Below are 18,853 nucleotides of genomic sequence, written 5' to 3'. Positions count from 1 at the left end.
TCACCCCGCGAAGGCGGGCGCGGGCAGGCCGCGAACGCCGGGGTCGACCAGGAGCACGCGGCCCGCGAGCTCGTCGGCCGAACCCAGCGACGCGCTGGTGACCGCCAGCACGTCGAGGCCGGGGCCGGCGAAGGCGCACCGCGTCGGGCGCGACACCGGCAGCCTGATGACCCGGTCGACCGTGCCGTCGGGTGCGTACCGCACCACGCGCGAGCCGTCCCACTTGCAGTTCCACACCCCGCCCTCCGCGTCGACCGCCAGCCCGTCGGGGTAGCAGTCGTGGTCGGTCGTGAAGAGCCGCCCGGGTCCCAGCTCGCCGGTCGCGGGGTCGGCGTCGTAGCGGCGGATCACCCGCCTGGAGGAGTCGACGTGGTAGAGCACGTCACCTTCGGGGCTCCAGGCGGGCCCGTTGGAGCAGATGATCCCGCCGAAGACGCGGGTCAGGCCGAGGTCGGGGTCGAGCCGGTAGAAGGAGCCCGACGGCGAGCGTTCGCCGAGGTCCATCGAGCCGACCCAGAACCGGCCCGCCGGGTCCACGGCCCCGTCGTTGAGCCGGTTGCCCTCCGGCTCGTCGACCTCGCGCGCCACCTCGACCGTGCCGAGGTCGACGTCGCAGAAGGCGATGGCGTGGCGCAGCGCGGCGACCAGCCCGCCGCCCGCGCGCAGCGCCACGCTCCCGACCGGTCCGGGAACGGCCAGGCTCCTGGTGGGGCCGCCGTTCCAGTCTCGTGCGTAGATCTGGCCGCGGGTGATGTCCACCCAGTACAGCCGCTCGCCGTCCCACAGGGCGCTCTCGCCCAGCTCGCAGCGCACGTCGCCGAACACGTCAGTCATGGGCTCGAGTCCGTCCGTAGGCGAGGAGAATGACCAGGATCACCAGGCCGTAGATCATCAGCCTGCCGTACTCAGGCACCCGCTGCGCCTGGAGGAACGTGGTCACGGCCACCAGTGTCAGCGCGCCCGCGACGACGCCCGCGTAGTGGCCGCGCCCGCCCAGGATCGACACCCCGCCGACGACCACGGCGGCGATCGACTCGAACAGGTACGGATCACCCAGGCCGAGCGACGGCTGCCCGCCGTACCCGACGAGCATGACGCCCGCCAGGGCGGCGAAGACGCCGCTGAGCGTGTAGAGCGCGACGGTCACGCCCCGCACGCCCACCCCGGCCAGGTAGGCGGCGCGCGGGTTGACGCCGACCGCGTAGACGCGGCGGCCGAACGTGGTGAGCGTCAGCACGACGGTCACCAGCAGCGCCACCCCGGCCCACACGAGCAGCGCGCCGAGCGGGAAGAGCCCGCGCAGCGGCTCGGGCGCGTAGGAGCCGCAGGTCGCGCAGGTCAGCCCTTTGGACAGGCCGAGCGACAGGCCCTGCAGCACGCCGTTCATGCCGAGTGTCATGACGACGGCGGGAACGCCGAGCCAGGCCACGCCCAGCCCGTTGGCGAGCCCCGCCGCCGCGCCGACGGCCAGGGCCACCAGCAGGGCGTACGGCAGGCGGCCCGGCTGCCCGAGCGCCGTGGTGGTCAGCATGATCGCGGCGCCGTTGAGCACCCATGGGATCGACAGGTCGATGCCCCCGACCAGGACCACCAGCATCTGCCCTGCGGCGACGAACCCGGTGAAGCTCGCCACCACCAGCATCGCCTGCAGGCTGGGCCAGGAGGCGAAGCCCGGATGCAGGATCGTGCCGAGCAGCAGCACTCCCCCGGCCGCGCCGAAGGCGTAGAGCACCCTTCTCACGTCGCCCTCCTCAGCAGCATCGCCAGCGAGCCGAGCATGACGGCCACGACCAGGAACAGCCCTTGGAAGAGCGCCTGGTAGAGCGGGTCGATGCCGGCGAAGAACAGCACGTCGATGACGAGTGCCAGGGCGGCGGCCCCGGCGACGGCGCCCACGGCGCTGCCCCTGCCGCCCGTGAAGGCGACGCCGCCGACCACGACCGCGGCGATCGAGGTCAGGATGAACGGCGCGCCGGCGTTGGCGTCGCCCGCGGTGGTGGTCGAGACGTAGAAGACCGCTGCCAAGGCGCAGCACAGTCCCGACAGCGCGTAGACGCCGAAGGTGACGCGCTCGACGGGCACGCCGACCGCGCGGGCGGCGCCCGCGTCGCTGCCGATCGCGTAGACGCGCATGCCGAACCTGGTGCGGCGCAGCACCAGCCAGCCCGCGACGGCCAGGCCGAGCCAGATCAGCCCCGTGGGCAGGTCCGGGTTGGTGAGCACGGCGCGGATCTGGGGAGGGATGCTGCCGCCCGGCACGGGCAGCACCCACAGGGCGGCCCCGGTGAAGATCGGCAGGGTGGCGAGCGTGGCGAGGATGGGCGCGATCCTTCCCGCCGCCACGATGAGCCCGTTGACCACGCCGCAGGCCGTACCGATCGCCAGCACGAGCGGAAGCTGCTCGAAGCCGGTGACGGCCACGGCGGTGACGGCCACGCACAGGCTGACGGTGCCGCCGACCGACAGGTCGATGCCGCCGGTGAGTACCACCAGGCTCTGGCCGATCGCGACGAAGACCAGCGGCAGCGTGGTGTTGAGGATGGACAGGTAGTCGAAGGCCGTGGGCAGGCGGCCCAGTCCCGTCGCGTAGACGGCCAGGTAGGCGACGGCGGTGGCGGCCAGCACCAGGTAGCCGAGCCGCCCGGCGAGGTCACGCATGGGCCTCACCGTCCGCGATGGCCGCCGCCACGATCCGCTCGGCGTCGCGCACCGGGCCGGGCAGCTCGGCGGCCACCCTGCCCTCGCGCAGGACCAGCACCCGGTGGCACAGGTGGGCGATCTCCTCGGTCTCGCTGGAGTAGTACAGGATCGCCTTGCCCGCCCTCGCCAGCTCGGCGACCAGCCGGTACAGGTCGTGCTTGGTGGCCGCGTCGACGCCCCTGGTCACGTCGAACAGCAGCAGGACGCGGGCGTCGGCCAGCAGCCACCTGGCCATGACGACCTTCTGCTGGTTGCCGCCCGACAGGGTGCCGGCCGCCGCGCCTCCTCCGGCGATGCCGAGCCTGCTCACGATCCCCGCCACCTCGGCGCGCTCGGCGCCGCGCCGGACGAATCCGGCCGCCGACCGGCGTCCCAGGGTGGCCAGGGTGATGTTGTCGCGGACGGACAGCGGCAGGAACAGCCCTTCCGCCTTGCGGTCCTCCGGCACGTAGGCGATGCCGAGCCCGGCGCGGATGGCGTCCTTGGGCCGCCTGATCCGGATCGGCCGCCCGTCCACGGTGACCCGGGCGGGGCGGCCCGCGCCGAACAGGGTGAGGAACAGCTCGCGCTGCCCCTGACCGGCCAGGCCGCCCACGCCGAGGATCTCGCCGGGGCGCAGGTCGAAGGAGATCCCGCCCGGATCGCTGAAGGACAGCGCCGGCCCCGCCGTGGCGGGCGGCGGGATCTCCGGATACATCGCGCCCAGCGTGCGGCCGCTCATCAGCGTCACCGCCTCGGCCTCCGCCAGCTTCTCCCTGGTGGCGACGTGGGTGCCGTTGCGCATCACGGTCACCCGGTCGGCCAGCCGCTCGATCTCCCGCCACCGGTGCGAGGTGAAGATGACGCAGCAGCCCTCGTCGCGCAGCCGCCGCATGTGCCCGGCCAGCCACTCCACCTGACGGTCGGGGAGGGCGGCGGTGGGCTCGTCGAGGAAGACCACCCGTGGCTCGGTGGCCAGGACGCGCACCAGCTCCACCACCTGGCGGTGGGAGACGGGCAGGTCGGCGCAGACCGCGCGGCTGTCGATGTGGTCGACGCCGAACCGCTCCAGGATCCGCCTCGCCTCGGGCGCCAGGCGGCCGCGCCGTACCAGGCCGAGCCTGCCGCGCGGCGGGTCGGCCAGCAGCAGGTTCTCGGCCACCGTCAGGTCGGGCAGGAGCGACAGCTCCTGGAAGGCGGTCGCGACGCGGCCGTTGACCTCGACCCGGCCGCGGTCGGGCGCGACCAGCCCGCACAGGACCTTGATCAGGGTGCTCTTGCCCGCGCCGTTCTCCCCGGCCAGGGCGTGGATCTCGCCGGGACGCGCCGAGAACGACGCGTCCCGCAGAGCACGCACCCCGCCGAAGGCCCGGTCCACCCCGGTGGCTCGGACGGCGAAGGTGTGGAGGGTCGGCACCGGCGCCGTCGACGTCATGACGTGCCGAGGTTGACGGTGAGGGTCTTGCCCGGGCACGGGGTGCCGTCCGTGGCGGCCTCCTGGCACAGGATCAGGGCGGCGTCGGGCCCCGAGTCGGTGAAGTCGGCGAAGAAGCTGTCGGGCAGGTCGGGGAAGACCGTCTCGCCCGGCTTGAGCGACTCCGAGGTCACCACGGGGAACGGGATGGTGATGCTCTCGCGGGGGTGCTCCTTCTTGATGACCGCGCGCGCCAGCTCCAGCGAGATCACCGACAGGTACGGCGGCTGCCCGATGGACATGCCGGTGACCTTGGGCGTCAGGATGCCCGCCATGTACTTGCGGAAGCCGTTCTCCGCCTCGCCGCCGAAGACCGGCATGGGACGTTTGGCCGCGCCGAAGGCCTTGATCACGCCGTCGGTGCCGCCGGAGACCCACACCCCGTCGACCTGGGGCAGGGCGGGCAGCTGGGCGGAGGTGGCCCGCTGGGCGGTCGCCGAGTCCCACATGCCGCTGTAGGTGGCCACCACCGTGATCCCGGGGTTGGCGGCGAACACCTCCTTGGCGCCCTTGTTGCGGTCGTTGTCGGCGCCGGTGCCCGCCACGCCGGTCACCATGACCACGTTGCCCTTGCCGCCGAGCTGGTCGACGATGAACTGCGCCAGCTGCTTGCCGAAGGCGATCTGGTCGGTGTTGACGGTCAGGCCGCAGGCGGCGTCGACCGTGTTGTCGAAGGAGACCACGACGATGCCGCGGTCGCACGCCTGCTGCACGACGCCGTTGAGCCCGCTGGTCGAGGCGGCGTTGATGACGATGCCGTCGACGCCCTGGGAGATGAGGTTGGCGATCTGCCGCGACTGCGTGGAGACGTCGTTGCCGGCGTTGTAGATGCTGCACTCCACCTGGGCGAGGTACGGCGGCATCGCGCAGGCGGCCTTGAAGACGTTCTCCATCTCCACGCGCCACTGGTTGCCGATGAAGGAGTTGGACAGCGCGATCTTGAGTTTCCTGTCCGGCGCCGGGGTGTTGCCCGCCGTGCTCTGGGGTGCCTGGCCGCAGGCGGCCGCGAGCAGCAGGATCACCGCGGCGGACGCTAACCGATGTAGATTCATGGTTGCTCCACAGTGCGAGACCGCCACGGGCCCACCCCGTGGCGTACAACCGGTCCGGCCGCGGTTGCCGCCGCGGCCGCACCGCTCAGACGTGCGGCAGAGGGAAGGCCTCGGCGTCCCTCAGCACCGCCGCGGCGGCTCCGAGCACCACGACCGTGTGCTCGTCGAGCTCGCCGACGATGAAGGGCGGCAGCACCTCGCCGGCGTGGATCGCACGCCTGGCCATCGACTCCCGCAGGGGTCCGAGCAGGATCTCCCCCGCGGGTGCGAGGTTCCCGCCCAGGACGATGAGTTCCGGGTCGAGCAGGTTGTACATGTTGGCCGCCGCCAGGCCGATGTGCCGGCCGGCGTCGGCGATGACCCTGCGGCAGCCCACGTCGCCCTCCTGGGCCATCGTGATCACCTCCGCGATGGTCAGCCGGTCGCGGTGGCTGCGGCGCAGCTTCTGGGTGATGGAGTCGGCGTTGGCCAGCGTGTTGAGGCAGCCGCGGCCGCCGCAGGCGCAGACCTCGCCGTTCTCGTCGATGGTGGTGTGGCCCAGCTCGCCCGCCGTGCCGTTGGCGCCTGCGTACAGCGCCCCGTTGAGGATGAATCCCACGCCGATGCCGGAGGCGGTGTAGACGTAGGCCACGTCGCGCAGGCCGCGCGCCGCGCCCCAGGTGAGCTCGGCCAGGGCGGCGAAGTTGGCGTCGTTGCCGACCGTCAGCGGCAGGCGCAGCAGCTTGGCCGAGAGGGTGGCGGCGTTGACGTTCACCCACGGTTTGAGCGTGGTGGCGCGGCCGTTGAGCCCGGTGTTGCGCTGGATCGGCCCGGGTACGGCCACGCCGACCCCGATGACGTCGCCGCGCGAGGCGCCGAGCCGGTGCAGCATGCCGTCGAGCAGGGCGCTGACCCGCTCCAGCGCCGCCTCCGGCGTGGTGCGGTCGTCCATCGGCTCGCTGTCGTGCAGCAGCAGTTCCTGGGAGGTGTCGCAGATCGCGGCCCGGATGACCCCGTTGGCGATCTCCACCCCGGCCGCCAGGCCGAGGTCTCCGCTGAGCGTCAGGAGCGTGGCCGGGCGGCCGGCGCTCCTGTTGTCCTTGGGGGCCGGGCGCTCGCGCACCGTCCCCGCCTCTATCAGCTCGTCGACCACGCTGCGCACGGTCGAACGCGACAGGCCGGTCACCGCGAGTTCACGCCGGCTCTGCGCGCCCCGCTCGCGCAACACGCTGACCACCCTGGCGCGGTTGGCGGCTCTCTGGGACATGGCGTGGTCCGCTCTCTCGGTGCCCCGAGTATCAGCGGCCGGGTCATACCAGTCAATACTCGGCCTTCCAGGCTGCCGATTACGACTTCATTAAGGCTGTTTCATGCAAAATGCCCGCTTGCTCAGGGGCCTTCCGCCGACCAGCCGAAGTGGGACACAATCAGGGTCGTGTTCCAGCCGGAGCGGACCCCCGCGTGGCGTTACGCCATAGGCATGTTCGGCACGTCGATCCCGATCAACATGATCAAGGGATCGATGATCCTCTACTACGTCGACATCCTCGGACTGGACGTCCGGGCCTACGGCGTCGTGATGGTGATCTACGCCGTCATCGACGCGATCGACAACCCGTTGCTCGGCCACCTGTCCGACCACACCAGGAGCCGCTTCGGGCGGCGGCGCCCCTGGCTCGTCGTCGGCGCCCCGCTGCTCGCGGCCTCCATGATCGCGTTCTTCTCGGCGCCGGAGTCGCTGGACGGCATGGGACTCGTCCTGTGGTTCGCGGTGTTCGCGATCCTGTGCGAGGCGTTCGACTCCATGCTGAACGCCAACTACGGCGCGCTCCTGCCCGAGCTCTACCCCCGCGAGCGCGACCGGGCCGTCGCCAACAGCCTGCGGCAGGGTTTCCAGCTCGTGGCGCTGGTGATCTCACTGGCGGTCACCCCGCTGCTCACCACCCAGATCTTCGGCAGCGAGAACTCGACCGAGGGCTTCCGGACGACCGCGGTCGTCTACGCCGTCATCGCGGTCGTCGTGATCGTCTTCATGGCGCTCAGCGCCAGGGAGAACCCCCGCTACTCCACGCGGGAACGGCTGCTGCCGAGCGTCTGGTCGATCGTGCGCAACCCGCTGTTCTGGAAGGTCGGGCTCACCGGCGCCTGCTACGGCATGGCCATGGCGCTCGTCCTGGCCGGGCTCCAGCTGTACGTGCGCTACTCGCTCGGGCTCCCTGTCTCCAACGCCCTCTACCTCCAGGGGATCGTCATCCTCCTCTCGGCGGGCGGCCTGGCGATCTGGACGCGGGTCGTCGCCCGGCGCGGAGCGTTGTGGACGTGGCGGATCTCGTTCGTCGTCCTCGCCGCCGGATTCGCCGCCCTGTTCTTCGCCACCGGCCTGGTCTCCGCGATCGCCGCCGGGGCGCTGCTCGGCGCCGGATGGTCGGGCATGCTCGCCACCAACGACCTCATCGTCGCCCGCGTGCTCGACGCCGACGCGGCCCGCAACGGCACACACCGCGAAGGGCTGTTCCTGTCGGCGTTCGGGTTCTTCGGCAGGCTCAACGGCATCGTGACCGGCCTCGCGCTCACCTCGCTGGGGGTGTTCTTCGGCTACAACTCCGGCGACGACCCCGGCTCCGATCCCGGCCTGGCCTTCCGGGTGTACCTGTGCGTGTACCCGTTCGTGCTGGCCACGATCGGCGCGCTGGCGGCGCGGTTCATCTCGATCCCGGTCGAGCCCGCGCCCGCCGCCGACGAACCGGGTGTGGAGCAGCCCCGGTGACCCGCCGCGTCGTGATCACCGCCGACGACCTGGGCCGTGAGCCGGGCAGCACCGAGGTCATCCTCGCCCTGCTCGCCGAGGGCCTGGTCAGCGCGAGCACCCTCATCTGCGTCTCGCCTGCCTCCTCACGCGCTGCGGCAGGGGCCATGGCGCTCGGGGTCCTGCCGCGGCTGCACGTGACGCTCACCGGAGAGGGCGGCCTGCCGTCCTGGCGCCCGCTCAGCGCGGCGGCCACGGTCGCCGAGCCCGACGGCGCGCTCAGCGTCGACCCGTTCGCGCTCGGGGCCAGGGGCGAGACGAAGGACGTGATCGAGGAGTCGCAGGCGCAGCTGGAGTGGATGAGCGAGCGCGGCCTGGTCCCCGAGGCGGCCGACTCGCACGCGGGCACCCTGTACGGCCTGCACGGGCGGTCCTGGCTGGCCGAGGCGCTCCAGTGGTGCGCCGGCCACGGGCTGGCCTTCCGCCTGCCGCGTGACGCCGGGCCGTACTTCGGCGGGCCGCTCCCGCCGCCCCTCGCGGCGGCGCACGAGCAGGCGGTAGCGCTGGCGGACTCGCTCGGCGTGAGCATCCCGCGGACGATCGCCACCAACCGGCGCACGGCCGCCGAGCTCGGCTCCTACGAACGGTTGCGCGACGACTACCTGCGGCGGCTGGGCGAGTTGCCCGAGGGCACGAGCGAGCTGTTCCTGCACCCGTCGCGAGAGGACGCGGTCGCCGGCCCCGACGGCATCGTGCGCGCCTGGGAGACGCGCCTGCTGCGCGACCCGGTCTGGCACCGGGCCCTGGAACGCGAACAGGTCGAGGTCGTCAAGGACTGGTGGAGCTGAAGAACGCGACGCTCTCCGCGTCCGTCGGGTAGTACGACTCGATCGCGATCTCGTCGAGGGTGACGTCGGCGGGAGTGCCGAACCGGGTGGTGGTGGAGAACAGGCGCACCTCCCTGCCGTCGAAGCGGAAGATCATCGGCGTCGCGACCTCCTGGTGGACCGGCTCCTCGTGCACGCCCGCCAGGAACTCCTCGTACAGGACCGCGAGCCGCGCGTCGGGAGCCGAGGCCAGCTGGCGGGCGATTCTGACGCGCAGCAGCGAGCGCACCTCGGCCAGGTTGACGATGTGCGGGGCGAGCCCGCGCGGGTCCAGTCCGAGCCGCACCATGTTGACCGGCGGCTCCAGCAGGCCGGGATGGGCCAGGGCGAGGAACGGGTCGAGGGCGCGGTTGGCCATCACGATGTTCCATCCGCGGTCGATGACCAGCGCGGGGTACGGCTCGTGCGCGCGCAGGACCCTGGCGACCGCCTCCCACGCCGCCGCCAGCGCGTCCCCGTCGAGGGGACGCTCGGGGTAGCGGGGTGCGAAACCGGCGGCGAGCAGCAGGTGGTTGCGCTCGCGCAGCGGCACGTCGAGGTGGTCGGCCAGGCGCAGGATCATGCGGACGCTCGGCCGGGACTTGCCGGTCTCCACGAGGCTGACGTGGCGGGCCGAGACCTCGGCGGCGATCGCCAGGTCGAGCTGGCTGAGCCTGCGCCGATGCCGCCACTGCCGCAGCAACTCCCCGACGGTGTTCACGGGTGCCGATGCTACTCCTCGGCGGGCAGAACGCCATGACATGGGATTTCATCGACAAACGCCGCACCGGGCGGGAAAACTGCCCGGCATGACTACGGAGAACAACAAGCTCATCGTCCAGCAGGCGCTCGGGGCACTGGTCGCGACCGGTGACGTGGAGGCGCTCGCACCGCTGCTGAGCGACGGTTTCGTCCATCACCGCCCGGACGCCAACGACCGCGGCAAGGCCGCCTGGCTCGATGCCGTGCGCGCGGCGCTCGTCCCGCTGGAGGGCATGCGAGTGGAGATCAAGCACGTCCTGGCCGACGGGGATCACGTGGTGATGCACTCGCGGCGCGGCCTGCCCGGCGGGGCGGACATCGTCGTGGTCGACGTGTGGCGGCTCGACGACGGGCTGATCGCCGAGGCGTGGGAGATCATCGAGCCGGTGGCCGAGGCGGACGCGCACCTGTCGTGGTGGGAGGAGCCGGCCGGCCGGTGACGCCACCCACGCCCACCCGGCGGCGGTACGGCTCAGCGGGACAGCGGTAGGGCTCCTATTCCCGGGAGTTGCCCGCCGGGCCGCCGACGAGGAAGGGCGTGGTGATCCCCTCGTACATGAGGTGCACCATGAGCCCCTCGCGGGCGTGCGGCAGGTTGTGGCAGTGGTCGGCCCAGACGCCGGGGTTGCCGGCACGGAAGGCCACCTCGTAGGACTCGCCGTCCTCGACGTTGAGCGAGTCCGTCCACCAGGGGCTGCCGGTGGCGGGCACGCCGTCGCGCGACAGCACCAGGACGCGGTGACCGTGCAGGTGCATGGGGTGGACCTCGCCGCTGGTGTTGGCGATCGTCATGCGGACGACGTCGCCCTCGGCGACCGTGAAGACCGGGATGTCGGGGTAGAGGCGGCCGTTGACGGTCCAGAACAGACCGGGGACGCCGTCGAGGAAGCCGGGGCGGCGGCCGATCTCGTAGCGGAAGGCGCGGTCGGGCCGGGCGTCGGCCAGGGGCCGCGCGGCGGGCGTGCCGTACGTCAGCAGGTCGAGCGTCGCGGCCGGGCGTCTGGCCGGCGGCAGCGTGCCGCCGCCCAGGACCACCGAGAGCGGCCCGCCGATCTGCACGCGGACGGGGCTGCCGTCGGCGGGCATGCGCACCTCGAGGTCGGCGCGCGCTCCGGAGGTGACGAGGATCGCCGCCCGTTCGACGGGGCCGGGCCCATTGAGGTCGGTGCCGTCGACGGCCACCAGGCGCGGCGCGGTGTCCGGCGTGCCGGTCACCCACATCGGGATGGGCCCGTTGTCGGTGTTGATCACGCGGACTCTGGCGGTCGCGCCGGGCGGCGCGGGCACGGACAGGTCGGTGTCGGAGCCGTTGATCGTGCGCACGCCCTGGTAGAGGTGGGTCAGCGCCACCACGTCGATCGCCTTCGCGGGGCGCTCGGGCCGCACGACCACGGCGCCGAGCAGCCCTCCGATGACCTGCTCGTGCGACATCTGGTGGGAGTGGTACCAGAACGTCCCCGCCCGGTCGGCGACGAAGCGGTAGGTGAAGCTGGCTCCTGGAGCGACAGCGTCCTGGGTGACGCCCGCGACGCCGTCCATGGCCGCAGGGACGTCGATGCCGTGCCAGTGCAGCGTGATGCCGTCGGGCACCGACGCGTTGACGAGCGTCACCTGGACGAGCTGGCCCACCTCGGCGGTGATCTGCGGGCCCGGCGAGCGGCCGTTGAGCGTGTACCCGTCGACCTGGCGCCCCGAGGCCAGCCGGAACCGTTCCCGGCGAGCGGTCAGCGTCAGCTCGACGTCGGCTTCGCGGGAGGGGTCGGCGATCAGGGAGGTGAGGTCGCGGCCGTCGTGATGCGACCCGTGCCCCTGCCCGTGCCCGTGGTCGTGCACGGAGTAGGTCGAGGGCAGCAGGCTGGCCTGCCACAACCACGCCAGCGGCCCGATGACGGCCAGCGTGGCAGCGCCGGCCGTCATCAGGCGCAGGCGAGGGCTGATCTTCATGCCGCCGCCGTGGCGGGCGCCTGCGCGGGAGCGGTCTTGGCCACCCTGCGCCCGGTGTACAGGGCCGCGGCGAACAGCAGCAGCGCGTTGAAGCCGTGCACGGCGCCCATCCACGGGATGCCGCCCCTGCTGAACCCTCCGAGCAGGGCCTGGGCGGCGACCAGCGCCAGGACCAGTCCCGCGAACTTCGCGCCTCCCGGGATCCTGGCGAAGAACGAGACGATCAGCAGGATGAGCGCCAGGGCGGGGATGACGATGTGGCCGTTGACGCCGTGCAGCATGAGCCCGATGACCTCGGGGAAGGGCAGGTCGCCCTCGCCCTCCATCACGGACTTCTCGAAGATGTTGCCCTCCGAGACCCACTTGCCGAGTCCCGCGATGCCCAGGGCGATGAGCATCGACTGGATGGCCACCTCGGCGGCGATGACGTAGGCGAGGATCTTGTAGGTGGTTTTCATGGTCTCCGTCCTGTGGTGTTCCCTGCGAGCAGTGCGAGGCCGAGCGGACCGGCGCCCAGCACGTATGGGGCGCCCGGGTGGGCGGTGAACAGGCTGAGCGTCGCCAGCACCACCACGGCGGCGCCGGCGGCCGGCCGTACGAGAGCGGCGCGCCGGCAGGCGTGGGCCAGGGCGGCGATGCCCCCGGCGGCGGCGAACAGCAGGGCGAGCCGGGTCCCTGGCACGGCGGTGACCGGGAGGCTGGCCGTGACCGTCCCCGCCGAGGCGGCCGCGGCCAGCAGGGCCAGCGCGCACGCGGCCGGGCGGCGGCTGTCGCGCCGGGCCAGCTCGCGGTGGAGGAGCGCGACCGCGACGGCCGCCGGCCACGCGGACACCGGCTGGAAGGGGGGCACCGGCTCGAAGGCGAGCACCGGCTGGAAGGCGGGCACGACGTCGGCGAGGCAGGCGGCCAGGCAGAGGATGGCCGAGGCCACCAGGCCCAGCGCGCCGCCCCTCCGCTTCCCCATGACCGCCAGGGTCGGCGGACGGGCGTCCCGGCGTCATGGGGCAGATGTCCCAGGACTGCGGGGAAGGTGCGCGGTTACTCCGTCGCGCCGCCCAGGCCGGCTTCGCGGGCCCGCACGATCGCCGCGGAGCGGTCGCTCACCTGCAGCTTCGTCAGCACGCTCGACACGTGGTTGCGCACGGTCTTCCCGCTGACGCCCAGCCGCCGCGCGATCGTCCCGTTGTCGAGCCCGCGCGCCACCAGTTCCAGCACCTGCTGTTCCCGCTCGGTGAGCTGCGGGAAGGGCGCCGCCGCGGCGGAACGCGCGAAGTGGGCGAGCATGCGCCCGGCCACGCCCGCCCCGAAGACCGCCTCGCCGCGCGCGACGGCCCGCACGGCGGCCACGATCGCCTCGCCGTCTGCGCCCTTGAGCACGTAACCGTACGCCCCGGCCCGCAGCGCCGCCAGCACGTTCTCGTCGCCGCCGTCCATGGTCAGGATGAGCACCCGGGTGGCCAGCCCGGCGCCGCGCATGCGGGCGGTGACCGTCAGCCCGTCGCCCGCGGGCATGGTGACGTCGAGCACGGCGACGTCGGGGCGGTGCTCCAGGGCGAGCCGCAGCGCCTCCTCCCCGGTGGCCGCGACGCCGCGCACCTCCAGGTCGTCCTCGGCCTCCATCACCGCCCGCAGGCCGGAGGCGAAGACGGGGTGGTCATCGGCGAGGATCAGGGTGATCATCGTGGCCTTCCGGTCTCGCGGGCAGCAGGGCCCGTACGGCGGTGCCGCCGCCCGGCGCGGAGGCCATCGACCAGGTGCCCGCCACCTCGGCCGCCCGTTCCCTCATCGAGTGCAGGCCCACGCCGGTGGTGCGGCCGGGCCGCGGTCCGTGGCCGTCGTCGGTGACCAGCACCTCCACGTCGCCGCCGACCAGCGTGATCCGCACCTCGCACCTCGTGCCGCCGCTGTGGCGCACGGCGTTGGTGACGGCCTCGACGGCGATGCCGTAGGCGGCCGCCTCGACCGCGGCGGGCAGCGCGGGCATCGGCTCGGTACCGGTGACCTCGACGTCCAGCTCGACCGCGAGGGCCTGCGCCTTGGCCCTGACCGCGCCGACCACGCCGAGCTCGTCGAGGGCGGGCGGCCGCAGCGCCTCGACCAGGCGTCTGACGTCGTCGATCGACGCGGAGGCCTCGGCGCAGACCTCGTCCAGCAGCCGCCGCGCGGGTGACTGCGCGGGGACGGCGCGCCTGGCCAGGCCGCTCTTGAGCCCGATCGCGGCCAGTGTCGGGCCGAGCCCGTCGTGCAGGTCGCGGCGGAGCCTGCGCCGTTCGGCCTCGCGGGAGGCCACGACCTCGGCGCGTGACCTGACCAGGTCCTCGTGCAGCCGTACGGCCTGCACCGCGGTGCCCACCTGCTGCGCCAGGGAGCCGATGAGCCGCACGTCGACGGGTTCGAGTGGGTCGTCGTGGCCGCGCGCCGACACCCGCAGCCGCCCGATGAGCTCGCCGTGGTGGAGCAGCGGCTCGGCGTGGACCTGCCCGATGGGGACGCCGTGCTGGGCGGCCTGCCGCAGGGTTCCCGCGCCGTCCGCCAGGTCGATGGCGGCGTACGGCACGCGCAACGAGCGGGCGACCGTCTCGACGATCGCGGGGAGCACCTCGGCCGGCAGCGGGACGGCCTGCAGCCGGGCGCCGAGCCTGGCCAGCGCCGCGGCGGGGTCGTGGCGGTCGCCGTACATCATCCGGTTGACCGTGCTCTGCGCCAGCCCGCGCAGGGGCGCCAGCGCGAGGGCGGCTCCGGCTGCGGCCAGCCCCGCCGCGGCGGTCTGCGACAACCGCACCCCGCTGACCAGTAGCGTCACCATCGCGGCGTACCCGGCGACGAGGCACGCGACCACGACGGAGTAGACGAGCGACCGGTTGGCCAGCCTCTCGATGTCGAACAGGCGGTGGCGGCGCAGCGCGATCCCGATGCCCGCCACGAACGGCAGTCCCGCCAGGCCCATCGCGCCCCAGGGCAGGGCCTGCGCCCCGGTGACCAGCTCGGGCAGGTGCCAGCCGGAGATGGCCAGCAGGCCGGACACCACGCCTCCGCCGAGCATCCACCGCATCCTGGCGCGCATCGCGGGGTCGGGGTTGCCGCGGAAGGTGAGGTAGCCCCACGTCATCCCGATGATCAGGCTCAGCGCCACGACGGCCGTCTGGCCGGTGTGCACCAGCCCGAGCCAGCCGAGCGGGTGGGGGGCGAGCAGCGTGGCAACGGCGCTCCACAGCGCCATCGCCGCCGCGGGGCCGCAGTACGCCAGGCGGGCCGCCCGCCTGGTGCGGCGGGCCAGCGGCCGCCGGGCGGTGAAGACGATGACGAACGCCAGCAGGCCGCCCCAGGAGATCGAGTAGGCGACGATCGTGTTGAGGTGGAACAACCACAGGTACGGCCCGCCCGTGGCCAGCGTGAGCGCGGGCAGCCCGGCCGCGACGGTGATCGTACTGCCGAGCAGCCCGGACGCGAGCACGAGCAGCGGCGCCGTGGCGGGCTCCTCCGGCCGCCGCAGGCGCAGAGCCACGGCCAGCGCGGCCAGCGCCACGACGAAGACGAGGTTGCCCCAGCCCTGGAGCAGCAGGGGGTAGGGGTCGGAGCGTTCGATGCGGACGGAGACCGTGCGCGGGCCGTCGCGGACCACGTCGTACGGCACGACCTGACCCGCGCGTGGCGGCTCGATCGTGCCCGGCCCTTCGGACAGCGGCCGTCCGCCGACGCCGGTCACCAGATCCTCGGCGGCCAGCCCTGAGCCGCCCGAGGGGCCGGGGACCTCGACCGTGACGCCCTGGGGGTGCCAGCCGAGGCGCACGCCGGAGCCGTCGGACGGGGTGTCCAGCCGTACGGTCGTCGCGAGCACGCCCAGCATCACCAGGGCCGCGGCGACCACCGCAGGGGTCCTGCGCATGCCTCCATCCTCACTGGTCCCGGCGACCTCGACCAGGTGGGACTTTCCTGTAGACGACCGCTCGGCCGGTGCGATTCCTGTCGCGTCTTGATACGGTTTCGACGGGTGTGCCGGGAAGTCTGGTCGGCGGTCCTGCCGTCGACCCCCGAGGACACGAGACCCCGTGAGCACGATCGCCTGGCTGTCCGTCGCCGTCTTCCTGTGCGCCTACACCCTCATCGCCACCGAGAAGGTGCACCGGGTCGCCGCCGCGCTCGGCGGTGCGGGGATCATGCTGCTGGTCCATGCCACCGATGCCGGCGCCGCCTTCTACTCGGCGTCATCGGGCATCGACTGGAACGTCATCTTCCTGCTGCTCGGCATGATGGTCATCGTCGGCGTGCTCAGGCGGACCGGCGTCTTCGAGTACCTGGCCATCTGGGCCGCCAAACGCGCCAGGGGGCGGCCGTACCGCCTGATGGTCCTGCTCGTCGTCATCACCGCGGGCGCCTCCGCCCTGCTCGACAACGTCACGACCGTCCTGCTGGTCGCGCCGATGACCCTCCTGGTGTGCCGGCGGCTGGAGCTGCCGGTCGCGCCGTACCTCATCGCCGAGGCGATGGCCTCCAACATCGGCGGCGCCGCCACGCTGATCGGCGACCCGCCGAACATCATCATCGCCAGCCGCAGCGGGCTGACCTTCAACGACTTCCTCGTCCACATGGCGCCCATGGTCGTCGTGCTGATGGCCGTCTTCGTCGTGCTGTGCCGGGTGCTGTTCCGCCACGCCTTCCGCTACGACGCCGGCCGGGCCGCGCAGATCATGGCCCTCGACGAGCGGGAGGCGATCGCCGACCGGCGGCTGCTGTGGCAGTCGCTGGCGGTGCTGGCCGTGGTGCTGGCCGCGTTCGTGCTGCACCCGGTGCTGCACTACGAGCCGTCGGTGGTGGCCATTCTGGGCGCGGGCATCCTGGTGGCGGTCACGTCGGTCACCACCGAGGAGGCCATCGCCGATGTGGAGTGGCCGACGCTGGTGTTCTTCGCGGGGCTGTTCGTCATGGTCGGCGCGCTGGTCAACACCGGCGTGATGGGGCAGATCGCCGAGGCCGCGACGGACGCCACCGAGGGCAGGCTGGAGCTGGCCACGATGGGGCTGTTGTGGGTGTCGGGCGTGTTGTCGGCGATCGTGGACAACATCCCCTACGTGGCCGCGATGAGCCCGATCGTCTCTGAGCTGGTCGCGGCCAACGGGGGAACCGGTCCCGCGCAGGTGCTGTGGTGGGCGCTGGCCTTCGGCGCCGACCTGGGCGGCAACGCCACCGCGGTCGGCGCCGCCGCCAACGTCGTGGTCCTGGGCATCGCCGCGCGCAACGGCACGCCGATCAGCTTCTGGCAGTTCACCAGGTACGGGCTGATCGTCACGCCGATCACGATCGCGTTGTGCGTGCCGTACCTCTGGTTCAGGTACCTGTGACGCCCTTGGCGGCCTCGGCCGCGATCAGTCCGGCGCCGAGCTGCACGGCGACCAGGGTGCGCAGCGGGATCGGCGTGGCCCGCGCCTCCGCCTCGGCCTCGGCGAACCACTCCTCGAAGCGGGCACCGAGCCTGGCACGCTCGGACCTGATGGCGGGCGTCCGGTTGCCCGCGCCGAGCTCGGCGTCGAGCATGCGCAGGTAGGTGCCGCAGTATCGCAGCCGCATGAGGTGCACGACCTGCCGGTTGCCGACCACCTCGGCCACGGTGGCGGGCCGGTCGGTGTCCGGCATGCCCTCCCATTCGCCCATGAACTCCTCGTGGGCCCCGACGAAGTCCTCCAGGGCGCGGCGGAAGGGCGAGGCGATCTTCAGGTCTCCCTTGACGGCGGCCAGCGATCGGGCCAGCTCGCCGATCAGCTCGCGCTGGCCGTCGAGGCAGGCCTCGATCGTCCTGCCGTACGGCTCGCCGGTCGTGCTCTGGTCGGAGACGCGGTGATCGGCCCAGTAGGGCAGCTCGGTAACGAGGTGGAGGGCCCCGAAGCGGTCGGCGTAGTCGACCGAGCCGCCGCCGATGCCGTACACGGAGCCGATCTGGGCGCCGCGGGGCGTCACGTAGGCGGCCGGGCCGATTCGCACGGCGCTCGGCACCTCGGGCGGCCCCATGTGCAGCGGCAGCCCGTGGCTGCCGGCGAGGGCGGCCAGGCGGGCGGCGAGCTCGGCGTCGGGCCTGCTGAGGTAGGAGAAGGCGCCCTGGAGCTCGCCGTTGTGCAGGGAGTAGACGAAGGCGGGCCTGGTCTCGTCCATCAGCCGCATCAGGGCCTGGGTCTCCGGCAGGGTGCGGTCGAAGAAGTAGTCCTCGCCGGTGAGCGGGAAGGTCCACTCGACCTGGTCGGCCTCGGCGGGACGGTAGAAGTTCTCGGCGTAGGCGCGGCGGTCGCTGGGCCGCCCGTACCAGCCCTCGTTGAGGCGCGCGCCGTCGGGATCCACGCACGGGACGAGGTGCCAGCGGTAGCCGAACTCCTCGCGCAGGGGGGCGTCCTCGATCAGCAGGCGCAGCAGGGCGCTGACGGTGAGGGCGCCGATGGGCTCGTTGGGGTGCGGCCCGCCGATGATCACGGCGTCGAGCGGTCCCGCGCCGATGGTCGCCACGCGCATCGGCTCCCCGAGGCGTGAGGTGCCGATGCGGCGCAGCCGTACCAGGCCGGGGTGGGCGGCGGCCAGCTCGTCGAGCTCGGCATGCATCTCGTCGACGGTGGGGAAGGCGGTGTATTCGGGCAACCGGCTCAGGTAGGGGGTGACGTCCATCGGAAAAGCCTCCCGATAATCTGGATTATTCTAATAATGCAGATTATCGTTACGGCATGCGTCTGACGAGAGCGGAGAGCAAGGCGGCCAACAGACGCGCGCTGATCGAGGCGGCGCGCGAGATCGTCGGCCGCGACGGCTCCAGGGCGAAGCTGGAGGACATCACCGAGCTGGCCGGGCTGACCACCGGCGCGGTGTACTCCCTGTTCGGCGGCAAGGACGGCCTGATGGTCGCCATGGTCGACGACTACACGGGACCGCTCGACCTGTCACTGCTGGCGCGGACCGATCCCGGTGTGGGGCTGGAGGAGGTCGTGGCCGAGGTCGCCCGAAGGTACCTGGAGATCTCGGCGGACCCGCAGGCCGCCGTGAAGATGCTGTTCGAGGCGCGCGTGCTCGATCTCGTCCTCAACGAGGCCGGGCTGCGCGCCAAGCTCACCGCCTCGATGAGGTCGACCGAGGTCGCTCTGGCCGGGATGTTCGCCGGCCGCCGGAACGACGGGACCGCCATCACGCACGGCCAGGCGCTGCGCCTGGCCCGCGCGCTGACGGCCCTGCTGTCCGGGCTCGGCCAGGGCGTCGTCCTCGGCGCCCACGAGGCCTCGGAGGAGTTCTTCGTCGAGGCCGCCCTGTCCCTGATCTCGCCGAGAGTGCTCGGCCCCGCCTAGTGGCCCGGGGGACCACACGGCACCACACCCCCACCCGA

At 72.7% G+C, this 18,853-nt stretch carries 18 protein-coding genes; 5 read left to right on the top strand and 13 right to left on the bottom strand.

Annotated features, from left to right (window positions below; genetic code table 11):
- The 6 genes from HNR30_RS08250 to HNR30_RS08225 all read right to left on the bottom strand — a co-directional run bounded on the left by HNR30_RS08250 (window position 1) and on the right by HNR30_RS08225 (window position 6,451).
- A complete protein-coding gene (locus HNR30_RS08250; RefSeq protein ID WP_181609155.1) occupies window positions 1-834 on the bottom strand; it encodes an SMP-30/gluconolactonase/LRE family protein in 834 nt (277 codons plus the stop codon).
- Window positions 827-1,741 (bottom strand): ABC transporter permease, encoded by a 915-nt coding sequence (locus HNR30_RS08245; protein ID WP_181609154.1) that lies wholly within the window; start codon window positions 1,739-1,741, stop codon window positions 827-829. The genes HNR30_RS08250 and HNR30_RS08245 overlap by 8 nt, the downstream gene beginning before the upstream one ends.
- A complete protein-coding gene (locus tag HNR30_RS08240) occupies window positions 1,738-2,658 on the bottom strand; it encodes an ABC transporter permease (protein WP_181609153.1) in 921 nt (306 codons plus the stop codon). The genes HNR30_RS08245 and HNR30_RS08240 overlap by 4 nt, the downstream gene beginning before the upstream one ends.
- Entirely contained in the window at window positions 2,651-4,114 is a 1,464-nt protein-coding gene (locus HNR30_RS08235) for a sugar ABC transporter ATP-binding protein (protein WP_181609152.1), read from the bottom strand. The genes HNR30_RS08240 and HNR30_RS08235 overlap by 8 nt, the downstream gene beginning before the upstream one ends.
- Complete coding sequence (locus HNR30_RS08230) at window positions 4,111-5,175, bottom strand: sugar ABC transporter substrate-binding protein (RefSeq protein WP_220133377.1); 1,065 nt, start codon at window positions 5,173-5,175, stop codon at window positions 4,111-4,113. Before HNR30_RS08230 ends, HNR30_RS08235 begins: the two co-directional genes overlap by 4 nt.
- 115 nt (window positions 5,176-5,290) lie before the next feature.
- A complete protein-coding gene (locus HNR30_RS08225; protein ID WP_181609150.1) occupies window positions 5,291-6,451 on the bottom strand; it encodes an ROK family transcriptional regulator in 1,161 nt (386 codons plus the stop codon).
- A 168-nt stretch (window positions 6,452-6,619) separates the two neighbouring features.
- On the opposite strand from HNR30_RS08225, the gene HNR30_RS08220 reads away from it, so the two are divergent.
- On the top strand, window positions 6,620-7,951 hold the full coding sequence (locus tag HNR30_RS08220) for an MFS transporter (RefSeq protein WP_312894286.1): 1,332 nt from the start codon (window positions 6,620-6,622) through the stop codon (window positions 7,949-7,951).
- Entirely contained in the window at window positions 7,948-8,778 is an 831-nt protein-coding gene (locus HNR30_RS08215; protein WP_181609149.1) for a ChbG/HpnK family deacetylase, read from the top strand. The genes HNR30_RS08220 and HNR30_RS08215 overlap by 4 nt, the downstream gene beginning before the upstream one ends.
- On the opposite strand, the gene HNR30_RS08210 is transcribed toward HNR30_RS08215, so the two are convergent.
- Window positions 8,759-9,517: a helix-turn-helix domain-containing protein gene (locus tag HNR30_RS08210; RefSeq protein ID WP_181609148.1), complete on the bottom strand. Its 759-nt coding sequence runs from the start codon at window positions 9,515-9,517 to the stop codon at window positions 8,759-8,761. The two genes, HNR30_RS08215 and HNR30_RS08210, sit on opposite strands and share 20 nt — an antisense overlap.
- 88 nt (window positions 9,518-9,605) lie before the next feature.
- Here HNR30_RS08210 and HNR30_RS08205 point away from each other — a divergent pair, with 88 nt between their 5' ends.
- Complete coding sequence (locus HNR30_RS08205) at window positions 9,606-9,998, top strand: nuclear transport factor 2 family protein (protein WP_181609147.1); 393 nt, start codon at window positions 9,606-9,608, stop codon at window positions 9,996-9,998.
- Window positions 9,999-10,053: 55 nt separating this feature from the next.
- Here the strand turns inward: HNR30_RS08205 and HNR30_RS08200 are convergent, their stop codons facing one another.
- From HNR30_RS08200 to HNR30_RS08180, 5 genes are all read right to left on the bottom strand, one after another.
- Window positions 10,054-11,502 carry a multicopper oxidase family protein gene (locus tag HNR30_RS08200; RefSeq protein ID WP_181609146.1) on the bottom strand — a complete coding sequence of 483 codons (1,449 nt, stop codon included), beginning with the start codon at window positions 11,500-11,502 and terminating at the stop codon, window positions 10,054-10,056.
- Complete coding sequence (locus tag HNR30_RS08195; protein ID WP_181609145.1) at window positions 11,499-11,960, bottom strand: hypothetical protein; 462 nt, start codon at window positions 11,958-11,960, stop codon at window positions 11,499-11,501. The genes HNR30_RS08200 and HNR30_RS08195 overlap by 4 nt, the downstream gene beginning before the upstream one ends.
- Entirely contained in the window at window positions 11,957-12,466 is a 510-nt protein-coding gene (locus HNR30_RS08190) for a hypothetical protein (protein WP_181609144.1), read from the bottom strand. Before HNR30_RS08190 ends, HNR30_RS08195 begins: the two co-directional genes overlap by 4 nt.
- Window positions 12,467-12,540: 74 nt before the next feature.
- Window positions 12,541-13,182: a response regulator gene (locus tag HNR30_RS08185; RefSeq protein WP_181609143.1), complete on the bottom strand. Its 642-nt coding sequence runs from the start codon at window positions 13,180-13,182 to the stop codon at window positions 12,541-12,543.
- Complete coding sequence (locus tag HNR30_RS08180) at window positions 13,157-15,388, bottom strand: GAF domain-containing sensor histidine kinase (RefSeq protein WP_181609142.1); 2,232 nt, start codon at window positions 15,386-15,388, stop codon at window positions 13,157-13,159. Before HNR30_RS08180 ends, HNR30_RS08185 begins: the two co-directional genes overlap by 26 nt.
- Window positions 15,389-15,551: 163 nt before the next feature.
- Between HNR30_RS08180 and HNR30_RS08175 the strand changes: the two genes are divergently transcribed.
- Window positions 15,552-16,841 (top strand): ArsB/NhaD family transporter, encoded by a 1,290-nt coding sequence (locus HNR30_RS08175; protein ID WP_181609141.1) that lies wholly within the window; start codon window positions 15,552-15,554, stop codon window positions 16,839-16,841.
- Here the strand turns inward: HNR30_RS08175 and HNR30_RS08170 are convergent.
- Window positions 16,828-18,147: a M14 family zinc carboxypeptidase gene (locus tag HNR30_RS08170; protein ID WP_181609140.1), complete on the bottom strand. Its 1,320-nt coding sequence runs from the start codon at window positions 18,145-18,147 to the stop codon at window positions 16,828-16,830. The two genes, HNR30_RS08175 and HNR30_RS08170, sit on opposite strands and share 14 nt — an antisense overlap.
- Window positions 18,148-18,203: 56 nt before the next feature.
- Between HNR30_RS08170 and HNR30_RS08165 the strand changes: the two genes are divergently transcribed.
- Entirely contained in the window at window positions 18,204-18,815 is a 612-nt protein-coding gene (locus HNR30_RS08165; protein WP_220133375.1) for a TetR/AcrR family transcriptional regulator, read from the top strand.
- Window positions 18,816-18,853 lie beyond the last annotated feature (38 nt).

Source organism: Nonomuraea soli (genome assembly GCF_013761175.1).
In the GTDB taxonomy this organism is placed as follows: domain Bacteria; phylum Actinomycetota; class Actinomycetes; order Streptosporangiales; family Streptosporangiaceae; genus Nonomuraea; species Nonomuraea soli.
This window is presented reverse-complemented; position numbering and strand designations above follow the sequence as displayed.

Bases quoted from the DNA above. Each gene is read 5' to 3' on its own strand.
- HNR30_RS08250 (WP_181609155.1), bottom strand. From the start codon at position 834: ATGACTGACGTGTTCGGCGACGTGCGCTGCGAGCTGGGCGAGAGCGCC.
- HNR30_RS08240 (WP_181609153.1), bottom strand. From the start codon at position 2,658: ATGCGTGACCTCGCCGGGCGGCTCGGCTACCTGGTGCTGGCCGCCACC.
- HNR30_RS08235 (WP_181609152.1), bottom strand. From the start codon at position 4,114: ATGACGTCGACGGCGCCGGTGCCGACCCTCCACACCTTCGCCGTCCGA.
- HNR30_RS08225 (WP_181609150.1), bottom strand. From the start codon at position 6,451: ATGTCCCAGAGAGCCGCCAACCGCGCCAGGGTGGTCAGCGTGTTGCGC.
- HNR30_RS08205 (WP_181609147.1), top strand. From the start codon at position 9,606: ATGACTACGGAGAACAACAAGCTCATCGTCCAGCAGGCGCTCGGGGCA.
- HNR30_RS08200 (WP_181609146.1), bottom strand. From the start codon at position 11,502: ATGAAGATCAGCCCTCGCCTGCGCCTGATGACGGCCGGCGCTGCCACG.
- HNR30_RS08195 (WP_181609145.1), bottom strand. From the start codon at position 11,960: ATGAAAACCACCTACAAGATCCTCGCCTACGTCATCGCCGCCGAGGTG.
- HNR30_RS08190 (WP_181609144.1), bottom strand. From the start codon at position 12,466: ATGGGGAAGCGGAGGGGCGGCGCGCTGGGCCTGGTGGCCTCGGCCATC.
- HNR30_RS08185 (WP_181609143.1), bottom strand. From the start codon at position 13,182: ATGATCACCCTGATCCTCGCCGATGACCACCCCGTCTTCGCCTCCGGC.
- HNR30_RS08180 (WP_181609142.1), bottom strand. From the start codon at position 15,388: ATGCGCAGGACCCCTGCGGTGGTCGCCGCGGCCCTGGTGATGCTGGGC.
- HNR30_RS08170 (WP_181609140.1), bottom strand. From the start codon at position 18,147: ATGGACGTCACCCCCTACCTGAGCCGGTTGCCCGAATACACCGCCTTC.
- HNR30_RS08165 (WP_220133375.1), top strand. From the start codon at position 18,204: ATGCGTCTGACGAGAGCGGAGAGCAAGGCGGCCAACAGACGCGCGCTG.